Below are 23683 nucleotides of genomic sequence, written 5' to 3'. Positions count from 1 at the left end.
TTACGCTCTATCTATCTGAAAACAATCATAAAAATTACTAGAAGTCTGGTTGGCCAATACTTCAATAGGCACCCCCTTTAAATCCGCGATAAATTCACCAACCTTAGAGACCCAGGCAGGCTCATTGGTCTTGCCGCGATATGGAATTGGCGCTAAATAAGGTGAATCTGTCTCTATAAGCATTCTCTCAAGAGGTACTTGCTTGCATGTTTCTTGCAAATCTTTGGCGCTTTTGAAGGTCACAATTCCTGAGAAGGAGATGTAAAAACCCATCTCCATTGCAGCCTTTGCCACTTCATAGGACTCTGTAAAGCAGTGCATTACCCCACCGATTCTCTGAGCACCCTCTTCTTTAAGAATTTTTATAGTGTCCTCAGAAGCTGAGCGGGTGTGAATAATCAAAGGCTTTTTAGAGGCAATTGATGCTCTTATATGCGTCCTAAAGCGCGCACGCTGCCATTCCATAGATTCATAGCTGCGCTCTCCCATGCGATAGTAGTCAAGGCCAGTTTCACCAATGGCAACTATCTTAGGGTGCTTTAAAGCCGTATCCACTAAAAATTCCAAGCTTGGCTCAGGCGTATCCTCGTAATCCGGGTGCACGCCAACGGATGCATAAAGATGCGGATGATCCTGGGCTAGCTTTAATACATTCGGAAAGTCAGGAAGATCTACGGATACGCATAAAGCATGGCTAACTTTGGCAGACTGCATATTAGCCAGCATCTCTGGCAATCGCGATTGAAATTCCGGGAAATCGAGGTGGCAGTGGGAGTCAATAAACATAGCGCCTATTTTAGTCCGCCCACGAACAATTTAAGGACCAAATATCTGCTGATATTGAGAAAGCAGCGACTCTAGTTGAATTTTATTTGCAAGGGGGTGATTCTCATGTCGACGCGCCTGCACAAGAGATTTCCAGAAGTTATGCAACCGTTGAACATTGGCCAGCTTGGACAGGCCTTGAAGCACGACTAAATGTTTGGGGTAGTAACGCGGCTCTCCACCCTGCGCCACAGACTGCAGATCGGAAACCCAACGTTGCATACTGGCTAAAAGGAAGCCATATTGCGCCTTATGTGTTTTTTCGGCAGCATCAAGCCAGTTAAGTCTGGCGCCTTGGGCCATGGACTGGAGTAGATAGCGGGAGGCTTGGATTGATATTGTTAGCTCATCCTTGTCGTCTTTATTGTGTCTCGCAATGAGAGAGCTCAGAACCGAGTATGGTGCCCCACCCTGTTCATCATAGATGGTCTCGATATCTACATCAGCCGCTTTCAATCCTGCGATTTCATTGAGTTGGGTTTTTAGCCATGAAATGCCTTGCTCGCGATTTGGCCGCGGGGCTGTTAGGAGTCGGCAACGGGAGCGAATGGTTGGCAATACACGATCTACTCGATCGGCAAGTAATATAAAAATAGTATTTTTTGGCGGCTCTTCCAAAGACTTCAGTAATGTATTAGCAGAATCGGATCGAAGCATTTCGAGTGGATAAATTAATATCACGCGATTTCCGCCACGATGCGAACCAATGGACAAATTCTCAATCGCATGTCGCGTTTCTTCAATTGAGATATTTTTCTTCTCTTTCTTTTCGCTTGATTCACTATCATCATCACGTGCAGCCTTGCCTCTCTTGGGCGTATCGTCGCCATCATAGTCAGCATGCGGCAAGAGTTTGCGATGGGTCTCAGGAACGAGAGAAATAAAGTCTGGGTGATTGCCGGTGTCAAACCAATGACAGGCTTCACATTGATTGCATGGTTTTATAGATTGATCATTGTTTTCGCAAAGTAGCGCTTTAGCTAGCTCAATCGAAAAAGCGAACTTACCAATACCGGACTGACCATGAAGCAAGATGGCATTGGGAAATTGATTAAAGTCCAGACTCTCCCAAAGAGGCTGAAGCCAAGGTGCTATTTGAGTCTTATGATTCACTTAAATGGCAATCTGAATCTGTTTTAAACCGTTCCAAATTACTTCAGGCGTTTGTGTTGCATCTACCAGATGAAAGCGCTTGGAATCTTCCTTTGCTCGACGTAGATATTCTTGACGAACTCTTTCAAAAAAAGATAAGTCCATTTTTTCAAATTTATCTGGTGCGCGAGCTTTTGAGCGGCGAGCCTCGGCAACCTCACCCGGTAAATCAAACAAAATAGTTAAGTTTGGCTGCAGGAGTGAGCCGTCAGGTTGACCCTGAACCCAGCGCTCTAATAGATTTAATTTCTCTAAACTTAAACCTCTACCACCGCCTTGATATGCAAAGCTAGCATCGGTAAAGCGATCGGATATCACAATCTTGCCTGCTGCAAGAGCTGGCTCGATGACTTGCGCTAGATGCTCACGACGCGCCGCAAACATGAGTAATGCTTCCGTCTCTAAATTCATTGGGGCATCTAAAAGCAAGTTGCGAAGCTGTTCGCCTAAAGCAGTCCCCCCAGGCTCACGCGTCATCACTACTTCTATATCAGGATAACGTTCTTGCATCAAATTTCGAAAAGCATCGACATGCGTACTCTTGCCTGCCCCATCGATTCCTTCGAAGCTGATAAAAAATCCTGTATGCGTTGATGTCATATGAAGTGAATTTAGTTACTGTTATTTTTAGGCATTATTTTGCGTTGATATCGATCAACCGCAGCTTCATGCTCTTTTAAGTTTTGTGAAAAATGACTACTTCCATCCCCTTTAGCAACAAAGAATAAAGCATTGCTTTTTACAGGGTGTGCTGCGGCCAGAATGGACTCTTTGCTAGGCATGGCAATAGGGGTTGGAGGCAGACCTTTGTGCATATAGGTATTGTAGGGAGTGTCTCTACGTAAATCCGCTTTCTTTAAATTTCCGTCAAATTTAGGCCCTATTCCATAGATAACCGTAGGATCAGTTTGAAGTGGCATCCCTTTATTAAGCCGGTTGATAAAGACAGCCGAAACTAGATTCCTATCGCTTAGACGGCCAGTTTCTTTCTCTACGATTGATGCCAATATCAATAGTTCATAAGGTGTTTTAAGAGGCAATCCCGGCTCTCTTTGCTCCCAGATTTGCATAAGCTGTTTTTGCATAGCTTGTGCTGCTCGACGATAAATATTGAGATCAAGCTCGTCTGGGTCAAAAACATATGTATCAGGTAGAAAAAGACCCTCATCGCTTGAATAGTTCAAATTTAATTGTTGGAGTAGCTCCTTACTGCTCATGCCCTTGGTTCGATGGATCATTGCCAACTGCGAATCCATTAAAGCTCTCAATTGCCAAATCGTCATTCCGGGAATAATGGCAACTGCTTCTCTAACGCGATCCCCGCGGGCAATTTGCAAAAGCACCTTTCCAAGACTCGCACCATTTGGCAATAAATATGTTCCCGGCTTTAGCTTGGAGGCAACCAATAAGCTTCTGGCGCCTAAATGTAGGGCAACTGAATTAACAGCCAATCCCTGCGCGCTTAACTGATCAGAAATGCTTGTTAACCCAGAATTGGGGTTAATCTTCACTCTATAACTAGAGCCATCAACAGTATTTGACTGATTAGGGACAACTGGGAATAAAAAAATAGTCCCATAAATAAGGCCTAATAGGACCACAGCGAGGGTAAGCAATTTTTTAAGATCTCGGTATGAGGGCCTTCTCTTCATAAAAAAGCCCCCCTTCTGAATTTTTCTACTCATCAGGCTATGATAAAAGGGTCATGACATATTCCACCCAAATCCAGCAAAACTGGCTAGAAAACAGCCTTTCCCTACCCTGCAGCCTGACTCAGTGGGGTCTTATCTTAGTAGAGGGCTCTGATGCTGCAAGCTTTTTGCAAAATCAATTAACAAACTCTGTCTTGGGGCTCAGCCGAACACTACCGGGATCAATAGCTCAGAGCTACTCAGGAAGTCGTCTCGTAGGTTATTGCAATCCAAAGGGTCGTTTGTTGGCAAGTGCTTGGCTTGGCTTATTTCCATCTACACCTGATGGAGAAGACCGATTTGCTTTATTTATCTCAAGAGACATAGCAGCTAGCACCGCTAAACGTTTGTCTATGTACGTGCTGCGTTCAAAAGTTAAAGTGACTGATCTTTCTTCAATCTGGTCAGTTGCAGGACTCTATGGCTCCGATGAAATTACAAATAATGTGAAACTGAATGATCAGTGTATTGCATTGCAGCTCCCCGACGTTCTGGTTGGATCTCGGTCGGTTACACGTCTTTTATTGGCATATCCTAATCAAGCCAATATTGATGTCCAAAACTCCGAGGAATCATTGCGCTCTTGGAATGAGTTAGAAGTATTAAGCGCTATTCCGCGGATTGTTGAAACTACGCAAGAGCAGTTTGTACCGCAAATGATTAATTTCGAATCAGTAGCTGGCATTGACTTTAAGAAAGGTTGTTATCCAGGACAAGAAATTGTTGCTCGCAGCCAGTATCGAGGCGCAATTAAGCGAAGACTTCAGCTTGCGCACGTAATTGCTTCTGAGCAGGATGAACCATATGCATTGCCTGGTTCAGAACTTTTCCACAGCAATGATCCTGGACAACCTGCTGGAATGGTTGTTTTATCAACCAAGCACCCCACAGATTCTGCACGTATTGATCTACAAATTGAGTGCAAGCTAGAAGCACTTGAGGGCGGTGAGATTCACCTGGGTAGCGCTACTGGACCTGTGTTAAAAATAGATTCATTGCCGTATCCTTTGATAGAAATTTAATTCTTTTTATGTGCCTCATTCTTTTCGCATGGAACTCTCATCCAGACTACTCTCTGGTGGTTGCGGCCAACCGCGATGAGTTTTATGAGAGGGACACAGAAGGGGTTTCTTGGTGGCCAGAACACCCAAACGTTCTTGCAGGGAGAGATCGTGCAGATGTTGTGGGGAGTCCAGGGACCTGGCTCGGCTTTACTAAGACGGGTAAATTCGCCGCCTTAACCAATGTAAGAGCTCCAAGCGAAAAAAATCCAGATGCTAGAACTCGTGGCGAACTGTCATTAATGTATTTGACCGGCAACGATCGCCCAACAGAATTTGTTCAAGGAAATTCAAAACGATTTTCACAATACAACGGCTTTAATTTGCTCATGGCTGAACTTAGCGATCCAGCAAAAGCAGAAATGCATTGGGTTAGTAATCGCATGATGATGGGTCAAAATGTTCGTCCCCGTAAAGTATTTCCGCCTCAACCCCTAGAGCCAGGAGTCTACGGGCTATCTAATGCAATGCTTGATACACCTTGGCCTAAGGTAAATCATCGTGTAGCAGCATTTGCCCAGACATTGGCAATGGACCAAGGCAGCCTCAAGAATGCAGATCAGTATTTAAAACTGTTGGCTGATACACATCATGCAAGCGATCATGAGCTCCCTAATACAGGCGTTAGTAAGGAGTGGGAAAAAGCGCTCTCCCCTGCTTTTATTAAAACGCCTGCTTACGGAACGCGCTCCAGCACCGTTCTTAGAATAAGAAAAGATGGTCAGTTTGAATTAGTCGAGCGCCGCTTTGATTCATCCGGAACGGTTGGGCATGACGTTGTGACTGGGGCGCTTAGCTCGTCCTCTGACTCTAATTTATCTGTATAGGGTTAGTCGAAGCGACCATCGTCGTTCACAACACGTGCACCATCGGCATTACGAGTTGCCAAGCGCTTTAGAAACTTAAATGTCCCGGTGGCCATGCAACATATTTCACCTTGATCGTTATAGAGCTTCGCTTCACAGAAAGCCATAGTTGCAGTCCTTCGAACTGTATCTGCTTTGACACGCAACACCCCAGTTGCGGCCTGCATGAAATTATTTTTCATTTCAATAGTGACAACACTTCGGTCGCCAGGATCACCAGAGCGAGCGGCAACTGCCATAGCCACATCCATTAACGTTAACAATACGCCGCCATGGGCTACTTCCCAGGTATTGTTATGTTCAGGCTTAAGGGCCAGCAAAATCTCCCCTTTACCCATTTCTGCGCTTAGGCAGCGAACCCCAAGGAGCTTTAAAAAAGGAACATTTAATTCTTCCCCTAAATTGGCCAGTTGGGTCTGTGGATTGATTTGGACTTGTTTATTCATTGAATAATTTTAGAGGCATGTACGTGTTTTGGTAAATCCCCCTAGAATAAGCCCATGGCCTTTATATTCAGTGGCGATGACGTTTGCCAAGCAACCCCACCAACACCAATACCAGCACCCTACTGGGTTGCATTTTCACCCTCTGCGGCTAATCTCATTGGCATTTCATTGGATGAAAGTGGTCTACCAACGGACAAAGAATGGCTAGGGGTTTTATCTGGAAACCAACTAAATACTAGCGATCGCCAGTTTTCCAATCCAATTGCCACCGTCTATAGTGGCCACCAATTTGGTGTATGGGCTGGACAGTTGGGCGATGGCCGAGCAATCCTATTGGGAGATGTTGCTGATCAAGAGCTGCAACTCAAAGGCGCTGGCATCACTCGTTTTTCTCGTATGGGCGATGGGCGAGCAGTACTTCGATCTTCAATCAGAGAGTTTCTGTGTAGTGAAGCAATGCACGCTTTAGGCATTCCGACCACAAGAGCTCTATCAATCGTTGGATCCGATTTGCCGGTTAGAAGAGAGACTCTGGAAACCGCCGCAGTATGTGCACGACTTGCTCCTAGCTTCTTAAGAGTTGGCCACTTTGAACACTTTGCCTCGCTAGATGATATTGATCGCTTGAGGGAGTTTGCGGATTATTTAATTCAATACCACTATCCTGATTCTCAAAATGCCAATGAGCCTTATTTAAGTCTCTTTCAAGAAATCTGCGCTCGCAATGCTAGGCTTGTAGCCCAGTGGCAAGCTGTTGGTTTTTGTCATGGCGTACTTAATAGCGATAACATCAGCGTCCTTGGTCTAACTATGGACTATGGGCCATTCGGATTCTTGGATCAATTTCAGATTGATCACATTTGCAACCATAGTGATCAGGGTGGAAGATATGCATATCATCGCCAACCTCAGATCATGCACTGGAATATGGCATGCCTTGCCAGCGCTATGATCCCTTTGCTAGCAGATAAGTCTGAAGAAACGCTAGCGCAAGAGCAGTTGCGATCTGCTCTCGAACAGTTTCCAGTGATATATGCCCAGACATGGCAATCCTTATTTCGCAAAAAGCTTGGATTTACCACTTCTCAGGAGGGGGATATAGCTCTTATTGAGAGGTTATTGCAGGCCATGCATGATTCAAAAGTAGATTTCACCAACTTCTTTCGAAGTCTTGGCAAGCTGAGGATCGGTAAAGCAATTTCACAAAACTCATTGAGAGATCAATTTATAGATAGAGAATCAATTGATCAGTGGTTCGGAGATTATGTAGAGCGATTGCAAGTTGAATCTTGTCCCGATGAGGTTCGACTGCACGCAATGAATCAAGTGAATCCAAAATACATACTGCGAAATCATCTGGCTCAGACTGCAATTGAAAAGGCACAAGATAAAGATTTTTCAGAGGTTACCAAGCTTCTCCAAATCTTGAGCAAACCCTTTGACGAGCAGCCAGAATATGAATCTTATTCTATCGCCCCACCTCCTAATGCACAGGCAGTAGAAGTAAGCTGCTCATCCTAAATTTAATCTAATACATCCCTCTGAATTGAAAATGAAGAAAACCGACCAAGAATATAAGCAGTCACTTAGTGACATTGAGTATCGAGTGACTCGTGAAGCGGCAACTGAAAGACCATTTACCGGGAAATATTGGGATCACTGGGATAAAGGCCGATATAAATGTGTCTGCTGCGATACGCCACTTTTTTTATCAGAAACCAAGTTTGATGCCGGCTGCGGTTGGCCTAGCTATAACGCACCGGAAGTTGCCTCCTCCATCAAGGAAATTCGAGATACCAGTCATGGAATGATTCGTACGGAGGTACGATGCGCTCATTGTGATGCTCATTTGGGCCACGTATTTGAGGATGGACCTATGCCCACTGGCTTGCGCTATTGCATCAACTCAGCTTCTTTAAGTTTTGAGCCAAACGCCAATGCAATTCCGGTAAAGGCGGACAAGTAATCAAATACCGGGATAATCCACCTATGAAATTTTTATTCGACCTCTTCCCCATAATCCTATTTTTTGTCGCTTTTAAGCTTGGTGACATCTATACGGCCACCATTGTTGCGATGATAGCCACCATTGGCCAGATACTTTGGGTCTATTATCGCCATCGCAAAATCGATGCAATGCAATGGATTAGTTTGGTAATGATTGTTGTATTTGGTAGCTTGACTATTTTCTTGCATGACAAGACATTCATTCAACTCAAGCCAACTGCTCTTTATTGGTTATTTTCTGGCGCCCTTTTTATTAGTGCGCAATTTTTTCAAAAAAACTTGATACAGGTATTAATGGGCAAACAGGTAACGCTGAAAGAAAAAAATGCGCATTCTGTTTGGCATCAACTCAATATGGCATGGGCTGCATTCTTTTTTGCAATGGGAGCACTCAATCTGTATGTAGCCTTTGAATTTTCCGAGGAAACTTGGGTCAACTTTAAGTTGTTTGGTAGCACTGGCTTATTGTTGCTATTTGTCGTTATTCAAGGTGTTTGGCTATCTAAACATATGGAGCACCCCAGCGAATGAATGTGAATCAACAAAGAATTGCAGCTTTTGACCAAGACTTGCGCAAAGCTTTTCAGGTTCAATCCTTAGTGATTGATGATGAAAGCCATCTTCATGCAGGACATGCTGGCGCAGCTAGCAGCGGCGGTCATTTCAAACTAGAAATCGTTGCTCCGGAATTTAAGGGTATAAACCTAGTGGCTCGCCATAGAGCTGTTTATGCCGCCCTAAATCGCCATATTCCCAAGGAAATTCATGCTTTAACGATTATTGCTTTAGCGCCGGATGAAGTTTCTAAATAAGGCTACCTTAAAATAGCCGCATCTTTTATTAACCTATCAAATACTATGTTCACTAAACATCAATTACTTTCAATCAGCCTTCTGAGCGCCTCCTTTTTGACATCAGGTGCGTATGCACAAAATGCAGTCATCGTGAACGGCAAATCTATTCCAAAAGCGCAGCTTGATAAATTGGTTCAACGTTCGGGCCAGCCGGACAACCCTCAAGTACGCGACCAGGCGCGCGAGATGCTTGTGACTCGAGAACTTATTTTGCAAGAGGCCGACAAACGTGGCGTTATTCAAAAAGAAGCTGTTCGCGAACAGTTGGAGCAAGCACGTATCGGCGTATTGGTCTCAGCTGTGTTTGAGGATTTTGTTGAAAAAGAAGGTGTTGCCGAGTCTGATCTTAAAGCGGCTTATGAGTCCGTTAAAGCCCAATACACCGGCAAGGAATATCACGTTGAGCACATCCTGGTTGAAAAGGAATCAGATGCAAAAGCAATCATTGCTCAGTTAAAGGCTGGCGCTAATTTTGAAGAGATTGCTAAGGCTAAATCCATGGACCCAGGCTCAGCAAAAAATGGTGGCGATCTTGGCTGGGTAAGCGATAAAGCACTAGTACCAGAGTTTTCTAAAGCAATGGTTCAGTTGAAGAACGGTCAAATTACAGATAAGCCTGTTAAGTCTCAATTCGGTTGGCACATCATTAAGATGGTAGATTCTCGTGATGTAAAAGCTCCAAGCATGGAAGAAATGAAGGATCAGCTTAAGCAAATGATCATGTCTGATAAGAATTGGCAAAAAGCCAAATTTGCAGAGATGATGCAAAAACTACGTGCCAAGGCTAAGGTTCAATAAGAAGCTTAAAGTTTTATCTGGCGGGGTAACGTCGCGGTCTGAGTTTTTGGATTGCCATGCCCGCCAGTCCGCATGCAAATACAGACATTACAAAAACATCTCTAGGTTGTGACACCTCCCAAATCCAGCCAGCACACAGACCCCCCAGGGTTCCACCTAAGCCATATGAAATGGTAGCCATTAATGCTTGGCCTCTAGCTTGTACGGGTCCAGTAAACCAGCGCTGTAGCATTTTATTGGCAGCACTATGGTGAGCGGCAAATGTGCCCGCATGCATTAATTGCGCCACAATTAAGACCGATGTGATGGGTAAGAAGGCAATCAAGATAAAACGAATAACGCCAATACCAAAGGTGGCTTGCAAGATAACTTCGGCATCCAATCTGCTCAGCACCTTGCTTTGAAAGTAAAAGAAAATGACTTCTGCAGCAACTCCGAGGGCCCAGAAAAGCCCTATCTGAAATTTGTCGTATCCAAGATCTGACAGGTATAGTGAATAAAAAACATACAAAGCGGCATGGGCAAAAATCATAAAAAAACCGGATAGCAAAAACCAACGAACGTCAGGATTAAAGAGCACTATTAACAACTCCCCTTTCACCATTTTGCGTCGCTCCATCTTTGGTTCGTGCAGGCAAAAGGTAATTAGAGCCAAGGCAAATAAAACTACCGTACCTACGATTGGGTATAACTCAATAGTTTTGCGCTGGAATAACTCACCAGCAGCAAGTACCATCGCTATAAAGCCAATTGAACCCCATAAGCGCAAGCGTCCATAGCGCTTATCAAAAGAATTGTCTTTGTATAAAGCATGGATAGTGGCGGACTCACCAAGGGGCATCAAACTACTCAAGATGGTGTGCAGAACAAACATCCAAATGAAAAAACCAATGTAATCTTGTAAAAAATAGATGCATAAGAAAACAAGTGCGGCCAGACAGGCGCAAACGCGAATAATGCCAATACGATTTGATAGATAGTCTGACAACCAACCCCAGGAGAAAGGTCCAACTATTCTGGTGATTTGCAACATGGACATCAGCGCTGCTATCTCAATAACGCTAAAGCCCCTCTCCAAGAAGAAGAGGCTTGCGTACGGTGATACCAATCCAACATAAGCGAAATATAAAAAGAAAAAGGACCCGAAGGCCCAGCGAAGCGAAGGCGTCATTTAATCAGCCAAATCAATCACGAAAAGATCCAGGTTGTGCAGCCGGTATGGATGCAGCAAATGCTGGTACATCAGCGCATTGAGCGCGATGGCGTAGAGCATGATCCATCAACACCAGAGCAAGCATTGCCTCGGCAATCGGGGTTGCACGTATACCAACGCAAGGGTCGTGTCGGCCCTTCGTTTGAACGGTTATGGGTTTGCCATTTAGATCTACTGACTGCTTAGGACTCATAATGCTTGAGGTAGGCTTGATCGCTATGGATACGCGTAAATCCTGCCCAGTGCTAATCCCGCCAAGAGTTCCGCCAGAATTGTTGGTAGCAAAACCATCTGGGTGAAGCTCATCCCCATGCTCGCTACCACGCTGAGCAACAGATTTAAATCCTGCACCAATCTCAACACCCTTCACGGCATTAATACCCATCATGGCATGCGCAATATCAGCATCCAACTTATCAAATAATGGCTCGCCTAGACCTACCGGCACATTGCGAGCGCGAACTTCGATACGCGCGCCACAAGAGTCCCCTGCTTTGCGCAGGTTATCCATGTATGTCTCAAGCTGAGGAATCATTTCTGCATTTGCAGTAAAGAAAGGATTCTTCTCAATTTCTGCTGCGTCTTTAAATGGAATTTCCAGTTCACCTAATTGACTCATGTAGCCATAGAACTCAGTGCCATATTTTTCGTGCAACCATTTTTTTGCGATCGCAGCAGCGGCTACAACTGGAGCTGTTAAGCGTGCAGAAGATCTTCCACCACCTCTAGGATCGCGAATGCCATACTTAGTTTGGTATGCATAATCTGCATGGCCTGGTCTAAAGGTCTGCAAAATATCGCCATAGTCTTGGCTGCGTTGATCAGTATTACGAATTAATAGTGCGATCGGAGTGCCGGTAGTTTTGCCTTCAAAAACACCAGAAAGAATTTCAACCTTATCCTCTTCCTTGCGCTGAGTAACGTGTCTTGAAGTGCCTGGCTTACGTCGATCCAAATCAAGCTGAATATCAGCCTCAGAAAGCTCCATGCCTGGCGGGCAGCCGTCAACCACCGCTCCAATAGCCGGACCATGGGATTCACCAAAAGTGGTAACTGTAAAGAGAAGGCCTAATGTATTTCCTGACATACCGACATTATGTCATTTGTCAGTAAATGATGGTCAGAACGCCTTAAGAAGCTGTTTTTTCGGTATCTTCCGGCCAGTCGCGGATATAGGCTTTGAGCATTGTGTTTTCAAAGTCTTGTGCTTCCACTACGGACTTTGCTACGTCATAGAAAGAAATTACGCCCATCAACATCTTTTGATCAACCACCGGTAGATATCGGGCGTGGTCCACCAACATCATGCGGCGCACTTCATCAATCTCAGTTTCCATGTTGCAAGTCAAAGGCTTTTGATTCATAACAGAGCTAACTTGTAATCCCTCAAGCTTGCCGTGATGTTTTGCCAATGCGGCAATGACCTCTCGGAAAGTCAAAATGCCGACCAACTTGTCGTACTCCATAACAACCAGGGATCCAATATCGTGCTCGCTCATTACCAGAACCGCTGTCTGCAGGGCTGTTTCTGGAGCTACCGTAAAAAGGGTGCTGCCCTTAACGCGCAATATGTCACGAACTTTCATTTGATCTCCAAAAACAATGTATTTATATGCTCAATATAGACTTAAGACCACTCTGAATCAAGGGTTAAGTTATCACTTTTAGTAACGAATAACCCTAATGAAGCCACTGCGTATCTCTGGAAGATTCGCCACAAGGACCGCACCAGTTAAGGTAATCCACCAGGTCATGTAAATCCACATCAAACCCAAGGGGAAGATGGCAAAAGCTCCATAAACCGTCTTGTAGAAGGCGGTGTTACTCAAGAAAATAGCAAAGCCGAATTTCATCAACTCAAATGCTAGTGCAGCTACTAAAGCCCCAGTGAAAGCATCACGCCACAGGATTTTTGCATATGGCAGAACTTTGTAGACAACTGCATAAACCACAATAGCCAAGAAGATTGGGGCAATAGTGGCTACCAATTGAAAGCCGAAAGATACTGCGCTAATCCAGCCCTCCGACGCGCTAAATAAAACACCGCTGAGGTAGATGCCAATACCTAGCAGTATTGGCCCCAATATTGTTGCTGCACTGTAGATCACAATCTTTTTGTAAAGAGGTCGACTTGTATTGACTTTAAAGATCTGATTGAAGGCTCCCTCAATCACGGCTAAAGTCATGATTGTGGTGATGATTAAGCCCGCTAAACCTACGAATGTTAAGCCCTTGGCCTGGGAAGAAAACTGATCCAAGTAAACAAATACTTGTTGATTAATGCCACCGGGCATATAGGTATCTAAAAGCCATGATTTAAAGGCGTTTTTGACTTGAATAACACTGGGCAAGTAGCCAATCAACATGGTGGCTATAGTCACCATAGGAACCATTGATAAGGTCGTCGTAAAGGCCAGGCTAGCGGCAATTTGCTTTAAATTTTGGCCACGATTGCGCTCCCAGATCTCTTTTCCAAGAGAGAGCCATAATTGGGGGTTACGAATGAGGCGCATCGCCGTATCATAAGAGATCAATATGAGCCAACCCGATATTTTAGTTTTGTACTACTCCCGTTACGGTGCAACAAAGGACCTAGCGCGCTTGATAGCCGAGGGCATTGAAAGCGTTCAGGGGGTAAATGCCCGCCTCAGGACAGTACCTGCCATTTCTACCGCTTGCGAAGCAACCGAAGCATCTGTACCTCAAGAAGGAGCCCCTTATGTGGAGTACTCAGATCTGCAGGAGTGTATTGGACTTGCATTAGGGTCCCCTACCCGTTTTGGCAATATGGCCGCCCCCATGAAATACTTTTGGGATGGCAGTTCATCTGAGTGGATGAATGGCGCATTAATTGGTAAGCCCGCTTGCGTCTTTACCAGTACTGGCAGCATGCATGGCGGACAAGAAAGCACTTTGTTAACAATGATGATTCCGCTATTTCATCACGGCATGATGTTGATGGGTATTCCTTATAGCGAGCCAGATCTGATGTCATCCAACACGGGTGGTAGCCCTTACGGTGTTACCCACCTTGCCCATGCAGACGGTCGTGCACCCATCAGTCTCGAAGAGCAGCGTTTAGCTAAGGCTCAAGGAAAGCGTTTAGCCGAAACGGCTTTAATGCTGCACCTCAATAAAAAGCAAGGCATTTAAAGCGCATCATGATGAAAAAGATCCTCGATAAGAATCCTTACCAACTCATAGCTACTGCTGCCTTTGTAGATTTATTCATTCTTTGTGTAGCTTGGGAGTGGTTCATCTCACCCCTGCGCCCTGGTGGATCCTGGCTAATACTTAAAGGCATTCCTTTGTTGTTTGCCATTCCCGGCCTATGGAAGGGAAATGTCTACACCATGCAGTGGGCCTCAATGCTGATCTTGCTTTATGTCACTGAAGGCTTAGTGCGTATCCTAGAAACTGGCGCTAACTTTTGGCTTGCCGCGATTGAAACGCTCTTTGCAACCATTGGTTTTGTTTGCTTATTGATGTATTTAAGGCCAATTAAAAAAGAGGCTAAAGCTTTAAAGAAGGTTTCTGCAGAAAAATAAATCAATGCAAAACTTCATCAATCAACTATCCGAGGTTCTTGAGTCAAAATATATTTTGACTCAAGATGAAGATAAAGCACCCTACCTAACTGATTGGCGAAAACGATTTACCGGAAAAGCCTTTGCTGTTTTATTACCTAGCACTAGCAATGAAGTTGCAGCAATCGTAAAGCTATGTGCTCAGCACCAAATTGCACTGGTTCCACAAGGTGGTCATACTGGTTTTTGTGGTGGCGCTACTCCAGACAATAGTGGTAAGCAAGTGATACTTAATCTCAAGCGAATGAATCAAATTCGCGAGATTGATATCGCAAACCAAACGATTACCCTCGAGGCCGGTTGCATCTTGCAAACTGTACAAGAAAAGGCCGCAGAGAATGGCTATCTGTTTCCGCTTAGTCTTGGGGCTGAAGGTAGCTGCATGATTGGCGGCAACCTCGCAACTAATGCAGGCGGCACTAATGTTTTGCGCTATGGCAATACTCGGGATCTTTGCCTGGGCCTTGAAGTAGTTACTGCCAAAGGAGAGATTTGGAACGGCATCAAAGGATTGCGCAAAGATAATACTGGTTATGACTTGCGTGACCTATTCATCGGATCAGAAGGCACGCTTGGCATTATCACGGCAGCGGTTATGAAGCTTTACCCCTTACCCGTTTCTCAATGGACAACCTTAGTTGCTTGCGAGAACATTGCATCCACTATTGAGTTGCTAACTCTTTTTCAAAAACGGGCAAGCTCTTTGCTTACGGGTTTTGAAATGATGACTCGAGAATCTTTGGACTTGAATGAAAAGCACTTTCCGCAAATGGCTAACCCTTTGCAAGGAAATCCGCCATATACAGTCTTGATTGAATTGTCTGATCACGAAAGTGAGGAGCATGTCAGGCAACTTCTTGAAACTATCCTGGAGGATGCCTTTGAGAAGTCAATCATTAGTGATGCGGTAATTGCTAGCAATTTATCTCAAGCAAATTCTTTTTGGCATATGCGCGAACACATCACACTTGCGCAAGCTGAAGAAGGTGCGAACTTGAAGCATGACATCACCATTCCCCTCTCTTCGCTTGATAGCTTTATCCGTGTGACTGATGAATTAATGAGAGAAAAGTTTCCGGGGATCAGAATCATTAATTTCGGACATCTCGGTGATGGGAATCTGCATTACAACATTGCCCCGCCATTGGGTACAGACCCAAAAACCTTTAACGAAACCAACGAAAAGCGCATACATGAGCTGGTCTATGGGCAGGTTGAGAGATGTAAAGGCTCCATCTCTGCGGAACACGGGGTTGGACAGCTCAAATTAGATGGCCTAAGGGCGCACAAGGGCGAGGTTGCTCATGACCTTATGAAGGCCCTCAAAACGGCTCTAGACCCCCAAAATATCCTTAATCCCCATAAAGTTGTCTCTATTTAAGGAAATTAAGCAGTTTTTTATTAAATATTTTGTAATTCATGTCATCTCGACCCCTTTTTCATGCGTTGTATGGTCATGGAGGTGACAAATATGTCAACAAGACTCAAACGTTGGGCCCGTGCAATTCAACAGATCGACTTGTCCAAAAGGACGCCTGAAGTAGCGATTGGCTATTTAGATAGCAAATATCGCGATATTGCTTGGCGCTACATTCGTATCCTAGGCTTTGAACGCACGATCAGCTTCATGGCTAGCAATAACTTTCACCCAGAGTAATGATTAAAAAACCCTAAATATATGATTTATTTAGGGTTTTTGGTTTTCATTCGATGTATTTACCTGAAAAAGTCCCTGGCATCATCTATTAACAGACCCGGGATCTCCTCCGGAATGTAATGACCACTGGGAACAGCCCTACCTGTGACGTTCATTGCCACGCTTCGCCAGTCATCAAGCGGCTTAAAGCACTGATTGACTAGCCCATGCTCGCCCCAGAGTACCTTTAAAGGCATTTTTAGTTGATTGCCAGCAGATCGATCTGCGCGATCATGCATCAAATCAATTGAGGCTGCAGCACGGTAATCCTCACACATTGCATGCATGCATTGCGGATTACTAGCGCCAGCTAAATATTCGGCCCATCTATCAGCAGAAAATATACCTGTACCCGCATGACGACCCATATGATTTTTTAGCCAATACTCTGGGTTTGCGCCAATCATCGTTTCAGGTACTGGTTCGGGTTGAATTAAGAAAAACCAATGCCAATAGCCTTTTGCAAAAGCCATGGTTGAGCCTTCATACATCGTTAATGTTGGAGAAATATCTAGCACCATTAAACGCAGCACGCTTTGAGGAAAATCCATTGCCAGTCGATGAGAGACCCGCCCGCCCCTATCGTGCCCTAGCAAAAAGAATTGATTAAATCCCAATGACTGCATTAATGAGTGTTGATCAGCTGCCATTGATCGTTTTGAATAAGTGGAATGATCTGTTTTGCCATGAGGCTTTGAAGAAGCGCCGTAGCCTCTTAGATCGGCAGCCACAACCGTGAAATGTTTCGCCAGCTCAGGAGCAACTTGACTCCAAATTGCTTTGGTTTGAGGAAAGCCATGTAATAACAATAAAGGTGGGCCGCTTCCACCAATTAAATAAGCAATTTCAATTGGACCGTCGTCCGATAAAACGGAAATCTTGCTTTCTGTAAAACCAGGAAAAGAAACTGCCATCATTCATCCTATACAAAAGAGCCTCGAAAGAGGCTCTTGAGGTTTCATAAAATCATCTATTTGCCATTGCCTGAATTTCAGCAACAGTTACGTAACCTTTGCCAGAGGAATCAATATAGCTAAAGTGACTATAGATACGTGGCATACAACCTTTTGCCTCTTCCTTGGTTAACTTCCCATCTTTATTAGTGTCACACTTTGCAAAGCGCTCAACAATTTCTTGATCTCGAGATGCATCATCCGCATGAACCAATATAGGTGTTACTGATAGAAGGCCGCAAGCCAAGACAAAGAATGGAGTTTTCATACGAGCCAGTTATTTACCGGTAGGAGTTGGATTGGCCGATGTTTCTAATGCGGTGCGAACCACTTTCTTAGCCATGGCAATAAAAGAATCTGCGGAGCCCGCACTTGTTCGGAAAGATTCACCCTGAACGGTAATTAAACCCTCGCCCAATAGTTGCTTTGACTGACTATCAGTAATTTTACTTTCGACTAAAAGCGCAGGTGTTTTAGCATTAACACCACCAGCATATGCGGCAGCATTCATAGCCAAACCGATTGGAGTGAAGTTCCAAGGCTGCAAACTATTTGCAGAGCTTTCTGCGCCAGTAATACCTACTGAAATACGTGCCACACCTGGGCCAGGTTTAGTCACAATGCGAATATTGCCTCGCGCATTTACAGCCTCAACCATAGATTCTTGTAATGCCGCTTTTGCTTTATTAATCAACTCAAGACTGACATCTTTAGTTGCATTTTGATTCAAGTAAATTGGATCAAGAATAACCGCTGTATATACCCCTGGATTTACACCAGAAACACGATATCTCCAAACCCGCGTGTCGCTATCGCTTGTCGCCATTGGCACCAAGAGGTTGTAATCTGGCAAGAATCCAGATCTTGGCATTGATTCAGTCGCTAACTTGGGTGCATTGCTACAAGCAGCCAAAGCAATTGCTGCCGCAAAGGAGACCAGCAATATATTCATTTTTTTCATAGCGTTTCCATGGGTTGCTTACTTTTTAGAGAGTTCTAATACAGAAGATCATACCTACTTCGAGTTATTCTGGTGTGGGGCACGGCAATGTTCCGCCGGTCTTTTTGTGAATCTGAGGCTTGCAATCATTTTGAGAAGGCGCCCTTAGTCCAGCATCTGATGTTGGAGTGGCTTGAGCATTTAATGGTGGAGTATTGGGAACGGAGCTATTTACAACAGCCGTCGCCTTTACTGGCGCTAAGCCTGCCTCTCTATAGAAAGCCTTATCAGATCCAGGACATGGCATAAGAGCGCCTGTTTTTGGATTGATAACGTCTTTGCACTGCGGATTAGCTTCTAGTCGGGCCTCTAATTTAGCCACCGAACATGCTGAAAGCAAAAAAATGAGACTCAAGAATGAGCAAATCTTGGAGGAAATAGAGTTCATCGATGCATTCTAAGTCACGGCACACAACATAAAAAGGTAGTTAAGCCACAATTTACAGCATGGGATCAAATGAAGAGGTGGCCTGCCCAGCACGATTCGAACGTGCGACCTACGCCTTAGAAGGGCGTTGCTCTATCCAGCTGAGCTATAGGCAGTGAGTACTGGGACTGAAAATCGTAAAACAAAGAGAAAGTGGTCGGAGTACAAGGATTCGAACCTTGGACCCCCTGCTCCCAAAGCAGGTGCGCTACCAGGCTGCGCTACACTCCGACGGAATCGATATTCTACACCGAGAGCGCTATTGCAGGCAAATCCTGTAAGATTCATGCCATGGTTGCCTATTTTTCAAGCAAATTTAAGAAGCAAATTCAAGTTGCCCTGAGCATTGCTTTGCTTGCATTCTGCTTGCTGGGGACCCGCTGGATAGGTCTATCTCATAGCATTTCGCATGCAAATTTACAGATCCAAACTGAAGCGTGCTCGATTGAGATTGATGCTGCGCCCTCACAAAATCACAATTCAGACGTATGTCACTTATTTGATGCTCTTACCTTGGCTGGATTTGTTGCATCTGATAATTCCACGCTCATTACATACGGCAATCACGTAAGTCGTTCAGAAAGATTAGATAAATCCCTCGCAGTTCAAGTCTTCATTGAGCACTATCAATCAAGAGCACCACCAGCCCTTTTTTTATAAATCGCTGTAGAGGCTAGATCCAGTATCTAGCCAGAGATTTATTTGCTTCCATAGTTTGGTTGCAAGAATTAAAGGGTTTCAAATGAAGTGTAAAAAATTATTAAAGCAGCGCATTATTTGCGTGCTAGTAGGCGGCATGTTCAGCTCTTATGCCTTTGCACAAAATCAATCTCCTAGTCTTGAGATTACTGCGACCGGCAGCCAAGAGGCCACACAAAGTATTTTGACGCCAACAAAAATTCTCCAAGGAGATGAGTTAGCAAATAAATTAGGCGGCACGCTGGGAGCAACACTGGCTAATGAGTTAGGCGTATCGGCAACTGGTTATGGCGCTGGATCGTCCCGACCAGTGATTCGAGGGCTAGAGGGCTCACGCGTGCAAATTCTGCAAAATGGATTATCGGTCGGGGACGTATCTAATATTTCCCAAGATCATGCTGTTGGCAACAATATGCAAAACACACATCAAGTTGAGATATTGCGTGGAGCCGCTGCCCTCCTCTATGGTTCAGGCTCCAGCGGCGGTCTAGTGAATGTTGTTAATGACCGAATCTTGACCAATTTACCCGATCGCCCAACTGGAGCGTTTAATACCAGTTACGAGACCGTCAATAATGGCCGTGCCGGGTCTATTGAGGTGGATGGGGCCTTAGGATCAGTAGCTGTACACGTGGACACCGCAATTAATAATGCCAATAATTATTCAATACCTGGCAGCTCCACACAATCACAGGGTGAGCCCGTTGGCGGCTGGACTGTCCCGCCAGAGGGCAATGCTGGGAAGAACTATACGGGCAAACTTCCAAATACCTATACCAATCAAAATAATTTAGGCTTCGGCGTTTCCTATATAGGCAAATCTGGTTACACGGGCGTGTCAGTCGAGCGGTTAAATAATAACTATGGAATTCCAACACCCGAAGGTGGGTCAATAAACCAATCACAAAATCGTTACGACTTTCAGCACCAAACTCGCGATCCGTTTAGTGGATTCTCATCATTTAAATTTAGTGCCGCTAATACCAATTACAACCACACAGAATTTAATAACGCCGGCGAAGCAGCTGCCCTCTGGAAAAATTTAGCAAATGAAGCGCGCTTTGAGCTAACTCATAACCCCCTTCTTGGCTGGAAAGGTACATTTGGCGCTCAAGTAACCGCCGCTTCATTAAATGCTACTGAGGTAGGCAGTGGCAGCTATGCAATTGTTCCACCAACTAAAACAAATTCTAATGCCCTATTTTGGATTGAGGAAGGTAAATGGAATAGCCTGCAAGGCAGTCTTGGCCTCAGATACAACAATGTTGCACAAAATCCAAACACCAGCACAGTTTTAGAGTCACAAGATACTTCTGCTGGCACGCTTACCCCGCAAATTGCATTGCAAAGCCGGACTTTCAATTTGATGTCTTACTCTGCTGGGGGGCTATGGAATTTTATGCAAGGTCATGGTTTAGGTGTGGCATACACAGTTTCCCAGCGCGCTCCAAGTGCCCAAGAGTTGTATTCTTATGGCGCCCATGAATCTACTGCGACGTTTGATATTGGCAACCCCAATTTAAGCAAGGAGGTTTCCCACAATTTAGAGTTCAACTTTCAAAAGAATTTGGGAATTTTTCGTAGTAAAGCTAGTATCTATGCCAATCGTTTTAATAACTATATTTATGGCTACTACACTGGCAATGCCATCAATAATGGTGGTCAGGAAGGCGATGGTTTTAGTGTAGTCACTGCCCAGCAAGCTGCCGCAACCATTAAAGGTATTGAAGGTGAAATTACCTATAACTGGCGAGAGCCCGGTCTTGGCGGTAGGATTTTTGGCGATGCCTCTCAGGGAACGTTTGATGCTGGAGGAAACCTTCCTTTGCAACCTGCACCTCGCCTGGGTGCTGAAATTGCCCATCAAAGAGATGGATGGCTAACGAATGCTAGCTACATCTATAGCTATCAACAAAATCGTTTAGCAAATTGGGAACAAGGTCCGGCTCCAAGTTACAACCTTTTGAATGCCGGGATCTCTTACACCGAAAGAATTCAGCAAGTCAACTGGACCGTTTATCTCAATATGAAGAATTTGCTTAATGAGCAAATTCGTTATGCAACAACGCCTATGGCAGTAAGGCTCTATGCACCTCAACCAGGAAGAAGTTTCATGGTCGGACTAAGAGGTACATTCTAAGCAGATCATTATGACTATGCAGTAGGCACCATATCAGCAATACTTTTAGCGGCGGTCATGGCTACAGCGCTATCCTTAGTCTCCACCATCACGCGCAATAATGGCTCAGTACCGGAAGCTCGAATTAAAACCCTGCCGATATCTTTTAGATCATGCTCAACCAAAGAAATTTGTTTTTTGAGAGCCTCATCAGATTGCCAGTTGTAGCCAGGCTTAAATTTCACATTTAAGAGTACTTGTGGAAATATACTGACCGCATCTAATAGCTGCGCAAGGCTCTTTTTAGATTGGCTCATAACGGTTAATATCTGCAGCGCCGCTATGGTGCCGTCTCCTGTCGAATGACGATCTAAACAAAGTAAATGACCAGAGCCTTCACCGCCGACATCCCAGCCATTCTTTTTAAGAAGCTCTAAAACATAGCGATCGCCAACATTTGCGCGCTCAAACCCAATCCCGAGTTCTTTGATGGCATTTTCAACAGCCAGATTGGTCATCAATGTGCCAACCACGCCACCAACCTTGTCGCCACGGTCAACGCGATCTTTTGCCAGGACATAAAGTAATTCATCACCGTTAAACAATCTGCCGGATGCATCAACCATTTGCAGACGATCAGCATCTCCATCTAAGGCTACACCAATATCTGCTTTTACTTCCTGAACTTTTGCAATTAGAGCTGCTGGTGCGGTAGCTCCACAGCCATCATTAATGTTGCGGCCATCTGGTTGTACGCCAATTGAAATCACTTCAGCACCCAATTCATGGAAAACATGTGGAGCAGTATGATAGGCAGCGCCGTTAGCGCAATCGACTACGATCTTCAATCCTTTTAGATTTAGATGACCAGGAACGGTGGATTTGCAAAACTCAATATATCTGCCTGCAGCATCATCCAAGCGAAATGCTTTACCCAAATCTTTAGAGCTTACGCAGCCAATTGGGTTTTCTAGCTCTTTTTCAATTGCGAACTCAAAATCATCTGAAAATTTATCCCCTTCTGCGGAGAAAAATTTAATACCGTTATCTTGATATGGATTGTGTGAGGCAGAAATTACCAATCCCGCAGATAAGCGTAAGGCCCTCGTGAGATAAGCAACTCCCGGTGTTGGTATGGGGCCGCAAAGCATTACATCCACGCCAGCAGCTGCAAAGCCTGCCTCCAATGCGGCCTCCAACAAGTAACCAGAAACGCGGGTATCTTTACCGATCAGAACCTTACAACGTTCGCCCGGCTTAGCATTGCGTGTTAATACCTTGCCAGCCGCGTAACCCAAGCGAGTCATAAATTCTGGAACGATAGGAAACTGCCCTACCTCCCCTCGGATTCCATCGGTGCCAAAGTATTGTTTTTTCATGGGATTAATTATAAAACTTAGGCAGACATATCTACTTGAATAGCTTCCCATAGCTTTAGAGCATCAACTGTCTCGGCTACGTCATGAACCCGCACAATATTGGCCCCACGATCTGCCGCCATAATGGCCGCAGCAATACTAGGAGCCACTCGGTCATTGGTGTCCTTGCCGGTTATTTTGCCAATCATGGATTTGCGAGAGATACCAGCCAATACGTGAAGCCCCAATGATGAAAACTCAGCAAAATTAGTCAACATATTGAGGTTGTGCTCCAGACTCTTACCAAATCCAAAGCCTGGATCAATAGCAATGCGATCATTTGCAATGCCAGAAGAAATTAAGAGGTCAGCCTGATCATTTAGGAAATGCTTTACTTCAGCAATCACATTGATATATTCGGGATTAAATTGCATTGTTAGGGGATCGCGTTGCATATGCATCAATACAATGCCGCAATTTTGACTTTCCAATACTGCGTCAACAGCGCCAGTTTGTCTAAGCGCCCAAATATCATTGACGCAATCCACACCAGCATTCAGTGCTTGGCGCATTGTTTCTGATTTGTAGGTATCGATTGAAAGCGGAACTCCGCAATCTTTGAGCGCCTCAATTACAGGCAGTACCCTATCAAGCTCTTCTTGGAGTCCAACGGGTTCTGCACCAGGTCTGGTTGATTCGCCGCCGATATCAATGAGATCAACACCATCAGCAAGCATGCGTTCAGCTTGTGCAACTGCATCTTTAGGCGATCTAAATTTACCGCCATCTGAAAATGAATCTGGCGTGGCATTCAGAATGCCCATGACTATTGGGCGATTACGTTTAGCAAAATCAAAAAGAAAACGCCCACAACGCCATGTTGTGGGCTTAGTTTGGATGCTTTGATTCTGCATCAAAGGCTAAAGCTATT

General features: G+C 44.7%; 28 protein-coding genes and 2 tRNA genes. 13 read left to right on the top strand and 17 right to left on the bottom strand.

Going from position 1 to position 23683, the window contains the following annotated elements:
* Genes ICN19_RS08880 through mltG form a run of 4 tightly spaced genes read right to left on the bottom strand, consistent with a single transcriptional unit; the run spans nucleotide 1 to nucleotide 3629 of the window.
* A complete protein-coding gene (locus ICN19_RS08880; RefSeq protein WP_216247173.1) occupies nucleotides 1-786 on the bottom strand; it encodes a TatD family hydrolase in 786 nt (261 codons plus the stop codon).
* A 30-nt stretch (nucleotides 787-816) separates the two neighbouring features.
* Nucleotides 817-1938: a DNA polymerase III subunit delta' gene (locus ICN19_RS08875; protein WP_216247172.1), complete on the bottom strand. Its 1122-nt coding sequence runs from the start codon at nucleotides 1936-1938 to the stop codon at nucleotides 817-819.
* Nucleotides 1939-2577, bottom strand: a complete 639-nt coding sequence (gene tmk / locus ICN19_RS08870; RefSeq protein WP_216247169.1) for a dTMP kinase — start codon at nucleotides 2575-2577, stop codon at nucleotides 1939-1941.
* 11 nt (nucleotides 2578-2588) lie between these two features.
* Nucleotides 2589-3629 (bottom strand): endolytic transglycosylase MltG, encoded by a 1041-nt coding sequence (gene mltG, locus ICN19_RS08865; protein WP_255536984.1) that lies wholly within the window; start codon nucleotides 3627-3629, stop codon nucleotides 2589-2591.
* A 53-nt stretch (nucleotides 3630-3682) separates the two neighbouring features.
* Between mltG and ICN19_RS08860 the strand changes: the two genes are divergently transcribed.
* Nucleotides 3683-4690 (top strand): folate-binding protein YgfZ, encoded by a 1008-nt coding sequence (locus ICN19_RS08860; protein WP_216247165.1) that lies wholly within the window; start codon nucleotides 3683-3685, stop codon nucleotides 4688-4690.
* 8 nt (nucleotides 4691-4698) lie between these two features.
* Nucleotides 4699-5556, top strand: a complete 858-nt coding sequence (locus tag ICN19_RS08855) for an NRDE family protein (RefSeq protein ID WP_216247163.1) — start codon at nucleotides 4699-4701, stop codon at nucleotides 5554-5556.
* A gap of 2 nt (nucleotides 5557-5558) precedes the next feature.
* On the opposite strand, the gene ICN19_RS08850 is transcribed toward ICN19_RS08855, so the two are convergent.
* Nucleotides 5559-6041, bottom strand: coding sequence for a PaaI family thioesterase (locus tag ICN19_RS08850; RefSeq protein WP_216247161.1), 483 nt, complete (start codon nucleotides 6039-6041; stop codon nucleotides 5559-5561).
* 54 nt (nucleotides 6042-6095) lie between these two features.
* On the opposite strand from ICN19_RS08850, the gene ICN19_RS08845 reads away from it, so the two are divergent.
* The 5 genes from ICN19_RS08845 to ICN19_RS08825 are packed head-to-tail and all read left to right on the top strand — an operon-like array spanning nucleotide 6096 to nucleotide 9700.
* A complete protein-coding gene (locus ICN19_RS08845) occupies nucleotides 6096-7562 on the top strand; it encodes a YdiU family protein (protein WP_216247159.1) in 1467 nt (488 codons plus the stop codon).
* A 25-nt stretch (nucleotides 7563-7587) separates the two neighbouring features.
* Complete coding sequence (gene msrB, locus ICN19_RS08840) at nucleotides 7588-8007, top strand: peptide-methionine (R)-S-oxide reductase MsrB (protein WP_216247157.1); 420 nt, start codon at nucleotides 7588-7590, stop codon at nucleotides 8005-8007.
* 23 nt (nucleotides 8008-8030) lie between these two features.
* Nucleotides 8031-8579 (top strand): septation protein A, encoded by a 549-nt coding sequence (locus tag ICN19_RS08835; RefSeq protein WP_216247156.1) that lies wholly within the window; start codon nucleotides 8031-8033, stop codon nucleotides 8577-8579.
* A complete protein-coding gene (locus ICN19_RS08830; protein WP_216247154.1) occupies nucleotides 8576-8860 on the top strand; it encodes a BolA family transcriptional regulator in 285 nt (94 codons plus the stop codon). Before ICN19_RS08835 ends, ICN19_RS08830 begins: the two co-directional genes overlap by 4 nt.
* A 45-nt stretch (nucleotides 8861-8905) precedes the next feature.
* Complete coding sequence (locus ICN19_RS08825; protein ID WP_216247152.1) at nucleotides 8906-9700, top strand: peptidylprolyl isomerase; 795 nt, start codon at nucleotides 8906-8908, stop codon at nucleotides 9698-9700.
* 13 nt (nucleotides 9701-9713) lie between these two features.
* Here ICN19_RS08825 and ICN19_RS08820 read toward each other — a convergent pair whose 3' ends face one another.
* The 4 genes from ICN19_RS08820 to ICN19_RS08805 all read right to left on the bottom strand — a co-directional run bounded on the left by ICN19_RS08820 (nucleotide 9714) and on the right by ICN19_RS08805 (nucleotide 13426).
* Nucleotides 9714-10871, bottom strand: coding sequence for an MFS transporter (locus ICN19_RS08820; protein WP_216247151.1), 1158 nt, complete (start codon nucleotides 10869-10871; stop codon nucleotides 9714-9716).
* A 13-nt stretch (nucleotides 10872-10884) separates the two neighbouring features.
* Nucleotides 10885-12000: a chorismate synthase gene (gene aroC / locus ICN19_RS08815; protein ID WP_216247148.1), complete on the bottom strand. Its 1116-nt coding sequence runs from the start codon at nucleotides 11998-12000 to the stop codon at nucleotides 10885-10887.
* A 43-nt stretch (nucleotides 12001-12043) separates the two neighbouring features.
* Nucleotides 12044-12499 carry a CBS domain-containing protein gene (locus ICN19_RS08810; protein ID WP_216247147.1) on the bottom strand — a complete coding sequence of 152 codons (456 nt, stop codon included), beginning with the start codon at nucleotides 12497-12499 and terminating at the stop codon, nucleotides 12044-12046.
* Between the two features lie 78 nt (nucleotides 12500-12577).
* Complete coding sequence (locus ICN19_RS08805; protein ID WP_216247145.1) at nucleotides 12578-13426, bottom strand: YhjD/YihY/BrkB family envelope integrity protein; 849 nt, start codon at nucleotides 13424-13426, stop codon at nucleotides 12578-12580.
* A 22-nt stretch (nucleotides 13427-13448) separates the two neighbouring features.
* Between ICN19_RS08805 and wrbA the strand changes: the two genes are divergently transcribed.
* The 4 genes from wrbA (at nucleotide 13449) to ICN19_RS08785 (ending at nucleotide 16157) form a co-directional block, all read left to right on the top strand.
* Complete coding sequence (gene wrbA / locus ICN19_RS08800; RefSeq protein ID WP_216247143.1) at nucleotides 13449-14066, top strand: NAD(P)H:quinone oxidoreductase; 618 nt, start codon at nucleotides 13449-13451, stop codon at nucleotides 14064-14066.
* An 8-nt stretch (nucleotides 14067-14074) separates the two neighbouring features.
* A complete protein-coding gene (locus ICN19_RS08795) occupies nucleotides 14075-14461 on the top strand; it encodes a DUF2069 domain-containing protein (RefSeq protein ID WP_216247141.1) in 387 nt (128 codons plus the stop codon).
* 4 nt (nucleotides 14462-14465) lie between these two features.
* The gene (locus ICN19_RS08790; RefSeq protein WP_216247139.1) at nucleotides 14466-15881 is read left to right on the top strand and encodes an FAD-binding oxidoreductase; all 1416 of its coding nucleotides are present in this window, start codon (nucleotides 14466-14468) and stop codon (nucleotides 15879-15881) included.
* A gap of 90 nt (nucleotides 15882-15971) precedes the next feature.
* The gene (locus ICN19_RS08785) at nucleotides 15972-16157 is read left to right on the top strand and encodes a hypothetical protein (protein ID WP_015420997.1); all 186 of its coding nucleotides are present in this window, start codon (nucleotides 15972-15974) and stop codon (nucleotides 16155-16157) included.
* 59 nt (nucleotides 16158-16216) lie between these two features.
* On the opposite strand, the gene ICN19_RS08780 is transcribed toward ICN19_RS08785, so the two are convergent.
* The 6 genes from ICN19_RS08780 to ICN19_RS08755 form a co-directional block, all read right to left on the bottom strand.
* Nucleotides 16217-17110: an alpha/beta fold hydrolase gene (locus ICN19_RS08780; RefSeq protein ID WP_216247136.1), complete on the bottom strand. Its 894-nt coding sequence runs from the start codon at nucleotides 17108-17110 to the stop codon at nucleotides 16217-16219.
* A 52-nt stretch (nucleotides 17111-17162) separates the two neighbouring features.
* Nucleotides 17163-17417 (bottom strand): hypothetical protein, encoded by a 255-nt coding sequence (locus tag ICN19_RS08775; RefSeq protein WP_216247135.1) that lies wholly within the window; start codon nucleotides 17415-17417, stop codon nucleotides 17163-17165.
* A gap of 9 nt (nucleotides 17418-17426) precedes the next feature.
* Nucleotides 17427-18110 (bottom strand): DUF3313 domain-containing protein, encoded by a 684-nt coding sequence (locus tag ICN19_RS08770; protein ID WP_216247134.1) that lies wholly within the window; start codon nucleotides 18108-18110, stop codon nucleotides 17427-17429.
* Between the two features lie 64 nt (nucleotides 18111-18174).
* Nucleotides 18175-18537, bottom strand: a complete 363-nt coding sequence (locus tag ICN19_RS08765; protein ID WP_216247133.1) for a hypothetical protein — start codon at nucleotides 18535-18537, stop codon at nucleotides 18175-18177.
* Between the two features lie 78 nt (nucleotides 18538-18615).
* A tRNA-Arg gene (locus ICN19_RS08760) sits at nucleotides 18616-18692 on the bottom strand.
* Nucleotides 18693-18730: 38 nt separating this feature from the next.
* Nucleotides 18731-18807, bottom strand: a tRNA-Pro gene (locus ICN19_RS08755).
* Between the two features lie 60 nt (nucleotides 18808-18867).
* Here ICN19_RS08755 and ICN19_RS08750 point away from each other — a divergent pair.
* Both ICN19_RS08750 and ICN19_RS08745 read left to right on the top strand, forming a co-directional pair.
* On the top strand, nucleotides 18868-19236 hold the full coding sequence (locus tag ICN19_RS08750) for a hypothetical protein (protein ID WP_216247131.1): 369 nt from the start codon (nucleotides 18868-18870) through the stop codon (nucleotides 19234-19236).
* A gap of 82 nt (nucleotides 19237-19318) precedes the next feature.
* Nucleotides 19319-21415, top strand: a complete 2097-nt coding sequence (locus ICN19_RS08745) for a TonB-dependent receptor (RefSeq protein WP_216247129.1) — start codon at nucleotides 19319-19321, stop codon at nucleotides 21413-21415.
* Between the two features lie 14 nt (nucleotides 21416-21429).
* On the opposite strand, the gene glmM is transcribed toward ICN19_RS08745, so the two are convergent.
* Both glmM and folP read right to left on the bottom strand, forming a co-directional pair.
* Nucleotides 21430-22773 (bottom strand): phosphoglucosamine mutase, encoded by a 1344-nt coding sequence (glmM, locus tag ICN19_RS08740; protein ID WP_216247127.1) that lies wholly within the window; start codon nucleotides 22771-22773, stop codon nucleotides 21430-21432.
* A gap of 17 nt (nucleotides 22774-22790) precedes the next feature.
* Complete coding sequence (gene folP / locus ICN19_RS08735) at nucleotides 22791-23666, bottom strand: dihydropteroate synthase (RefSeq protein WP_216247343.1); 876 nt, start codon at nucleotides 23664-23666, stop codon at nucleotides 22791-22793.
* Nucleotides 23667-23683 lie beyond the last annotated feature (17 nt).

Origin of the sequence: Polynucleobacter sp. AP-Capit-er-40B-B4, assembly GCF_018882245.1 — a bacterium.
Lineage (GTDB): Bacteria > Pseudomonadota > Gammaproteobacteria > Burkholderiales > Burkholderiaceae > Polynucleobacter.
Note: the sequence above shows the minus strand (reverse complement) of the source record. Positions and strands in the feature narration are given on the sequence as shown.

Excerpts from the sequence above, each read along its gene's own strand:
- ICN19_RS08830 (WP_216247154.1), top strand. The coding sequence starts at position 8,576 with ATGAATGTGAATCAACAAAGAATTGCAGCTTTTGACCAAGACTTGCGC.
- ICN19_RS08860 (WP_216247165.1), top strand. The coding sequence starts at position 3,683 with ATGACATATTCCACCCAAATCCAGCAAAACTGGCTAGAAAACAGCCTT.
- wrbA (WP_216247143.1), top strand. The coding sequence starts at position 13,449 with ATGAGCCAACCCGATATTTTAGTTTTGTACTACTCCCGTTACGGTGCA.
- ICN19_RS08825 (WP_216247152.1), top strand. The coding sequence starts at position 8,906 with ATGTTCACTAAACATCAATTACTTTCAATCAGCCTTCTGAGCGCCTCC.
- ICN19_RS08785 (WP_015420997.1), top strand. The coding sequence starts at position 15,972 with ATGTCAACAAGACTCAAACGTTGGGCCCGTGCAATTCAACAGATCGAC.
- ICN19_RS08810 (WP_216247147.1), bottom strand. The coding sequence starts at position 12,499 with ATGAAAGTTCGTGACATATTGCGCGTTAAGGGCAGCACCCTTTTTACG.
- folP (WP_216247343.1), bottom strand. The coding sequence starts at position 23,666 with ATGCAGAATCAAAGCATCCAAACTAAGCCCACAACATGGCGTTGTGGG.
- ICN19_RS08795 (WP_216247141.1), top strand. The coding sequence starts at position 14,075 with ATGATGAAAAAGATCCTCGATAAGAATCCTTACCAACTCATAGCTACT.
- glmM (WP_216247127.1), bottom strand. The coding sequence starts at position 22,773 with ATGAAAAAACAATACTTTGGCACCGATGGAATCCGAGGGGAGGTAGGG.
- ICN19_RS08805 (WP_216247145.1), bottom strand. The coding sequence starts at position 13,426 with ATGCGCCTCATTCGTAACCCCCAATTATGGCTCTCTCTTGGAAAAGAG.
- ICN19_RS08820 (WP_216247151.1), bottom strand. The coding sequence starts at position 10,871 with ATGACGCCTTCGCTTCGCTGGGCCTTCGGGTCCTTTTTCTTTTTATAT.
- mltG (WP_255536984.1), bottom strand. The coding sequence starts at position 3,629 with ATGAAGAGAAGGCCCTCATACCGAGATCTTAAAAAATTGCTTACCCTC.
- ICN19_RS08855 (WP_216247163.1), top strand. The coding sequence starts at position 4,699 with ATGTGCCTCATTCTTTTCGCATGGAACTCTCATCCAGACTACTCTCTG.
- ICN19_RS08780 (WP_216247136.1), bottom strand. The coding sequence starts at position 17,110 with ATGGCAGTTTCTTTTCCTGGTTTTACAGAAAGCAAGATTTCCGTTTTA.
- ICN19_RS08765 (WP_216247133.1), bottom strand. The coding sequence starts at position 18,537 with ATGAACTCTATTTCCTCCAAGATTTGCTCATTCTTGAGTCTCATTTTT.
- ICN19_RS08845 (WP_216247159.1), top strand. The coding sequence starts at position 6,096 with ATGGCCTTTATATTCAGTGGCGATGACGTTTGCCAAGCAACCCCACCA.
- ICN19_RS08745 (WP_216247129.1), top strand. The coding sequence starts at position 19,319 with ATGAAGTGTAAAAAATTATTAAAGCAGCGCATTATTTGCGTGCTAGTA.
- ICN19_RS08880 (WP_216247173.1), bottom strand. The coding sequence starts at position 786 with ATGTTTATTGACTCCCACTGCCACCTCGATTTCCCGGAATTTCAATCG.
- ICN19_RS08850 (WP_216247161.1), bottom strand. The coding sequence starts at position 6,041 with ATGAATAAACAAGTCCAAATCAATCCACAGACCCAACTGGCCAATTTA.
- ICN19_RS08770 (WP_216247134.1), bottom strand. The coding sequence starts at position 18,110 with ATGAAAAAAATGAATATATTGCTGGTCTCCTTTGCGGCAGCAATTGCT.
- ICN19_RS08790 (WP_216247139.1), top strand. The coding sequence starts at position 14,466 with ATGCAAAACTTCATCAATCAACTATCCGAGGTTCTTGAGTCAAAATAT.
- ICN19_RS08750 (WP_216247131.1), top strand. The coding sequence starts at position 18,868 with ATGGTTGCCTATTTTTCAAGCAAATTTAAGAAGCAAATTCAAGTTGCC.
- ICN19_RS08835 (WP_216247156.1), top strand. The coding sequence starts at position 8,031 with ATGAAATTTTTATTCGACCTCTTCCCCATAATCCTATTTTTTGTCGCT.
- ICN19_RS08775 (WP_216247135.1), bottom strand. The coding sequence starts at position 17,417 with ATGAAAACTCCATTCTTTGTCTTGGCTTGCGGCCTTCTATCAGTAACA.
- tmk (WP_216247169.1), bottom strand. The coding sequence starts at position 2,577 with ATGACATCAACGCATACAGGATTTTTTATCAGCTTCGAAGGAATCGAT.
- aroC (WP_216247148.1), bottom strand. The coding sequence starts at position 12,000 with ATGTCAGGAAATACATTAGGCCTTCTCTTTACAGTTACCACTTTTGGT.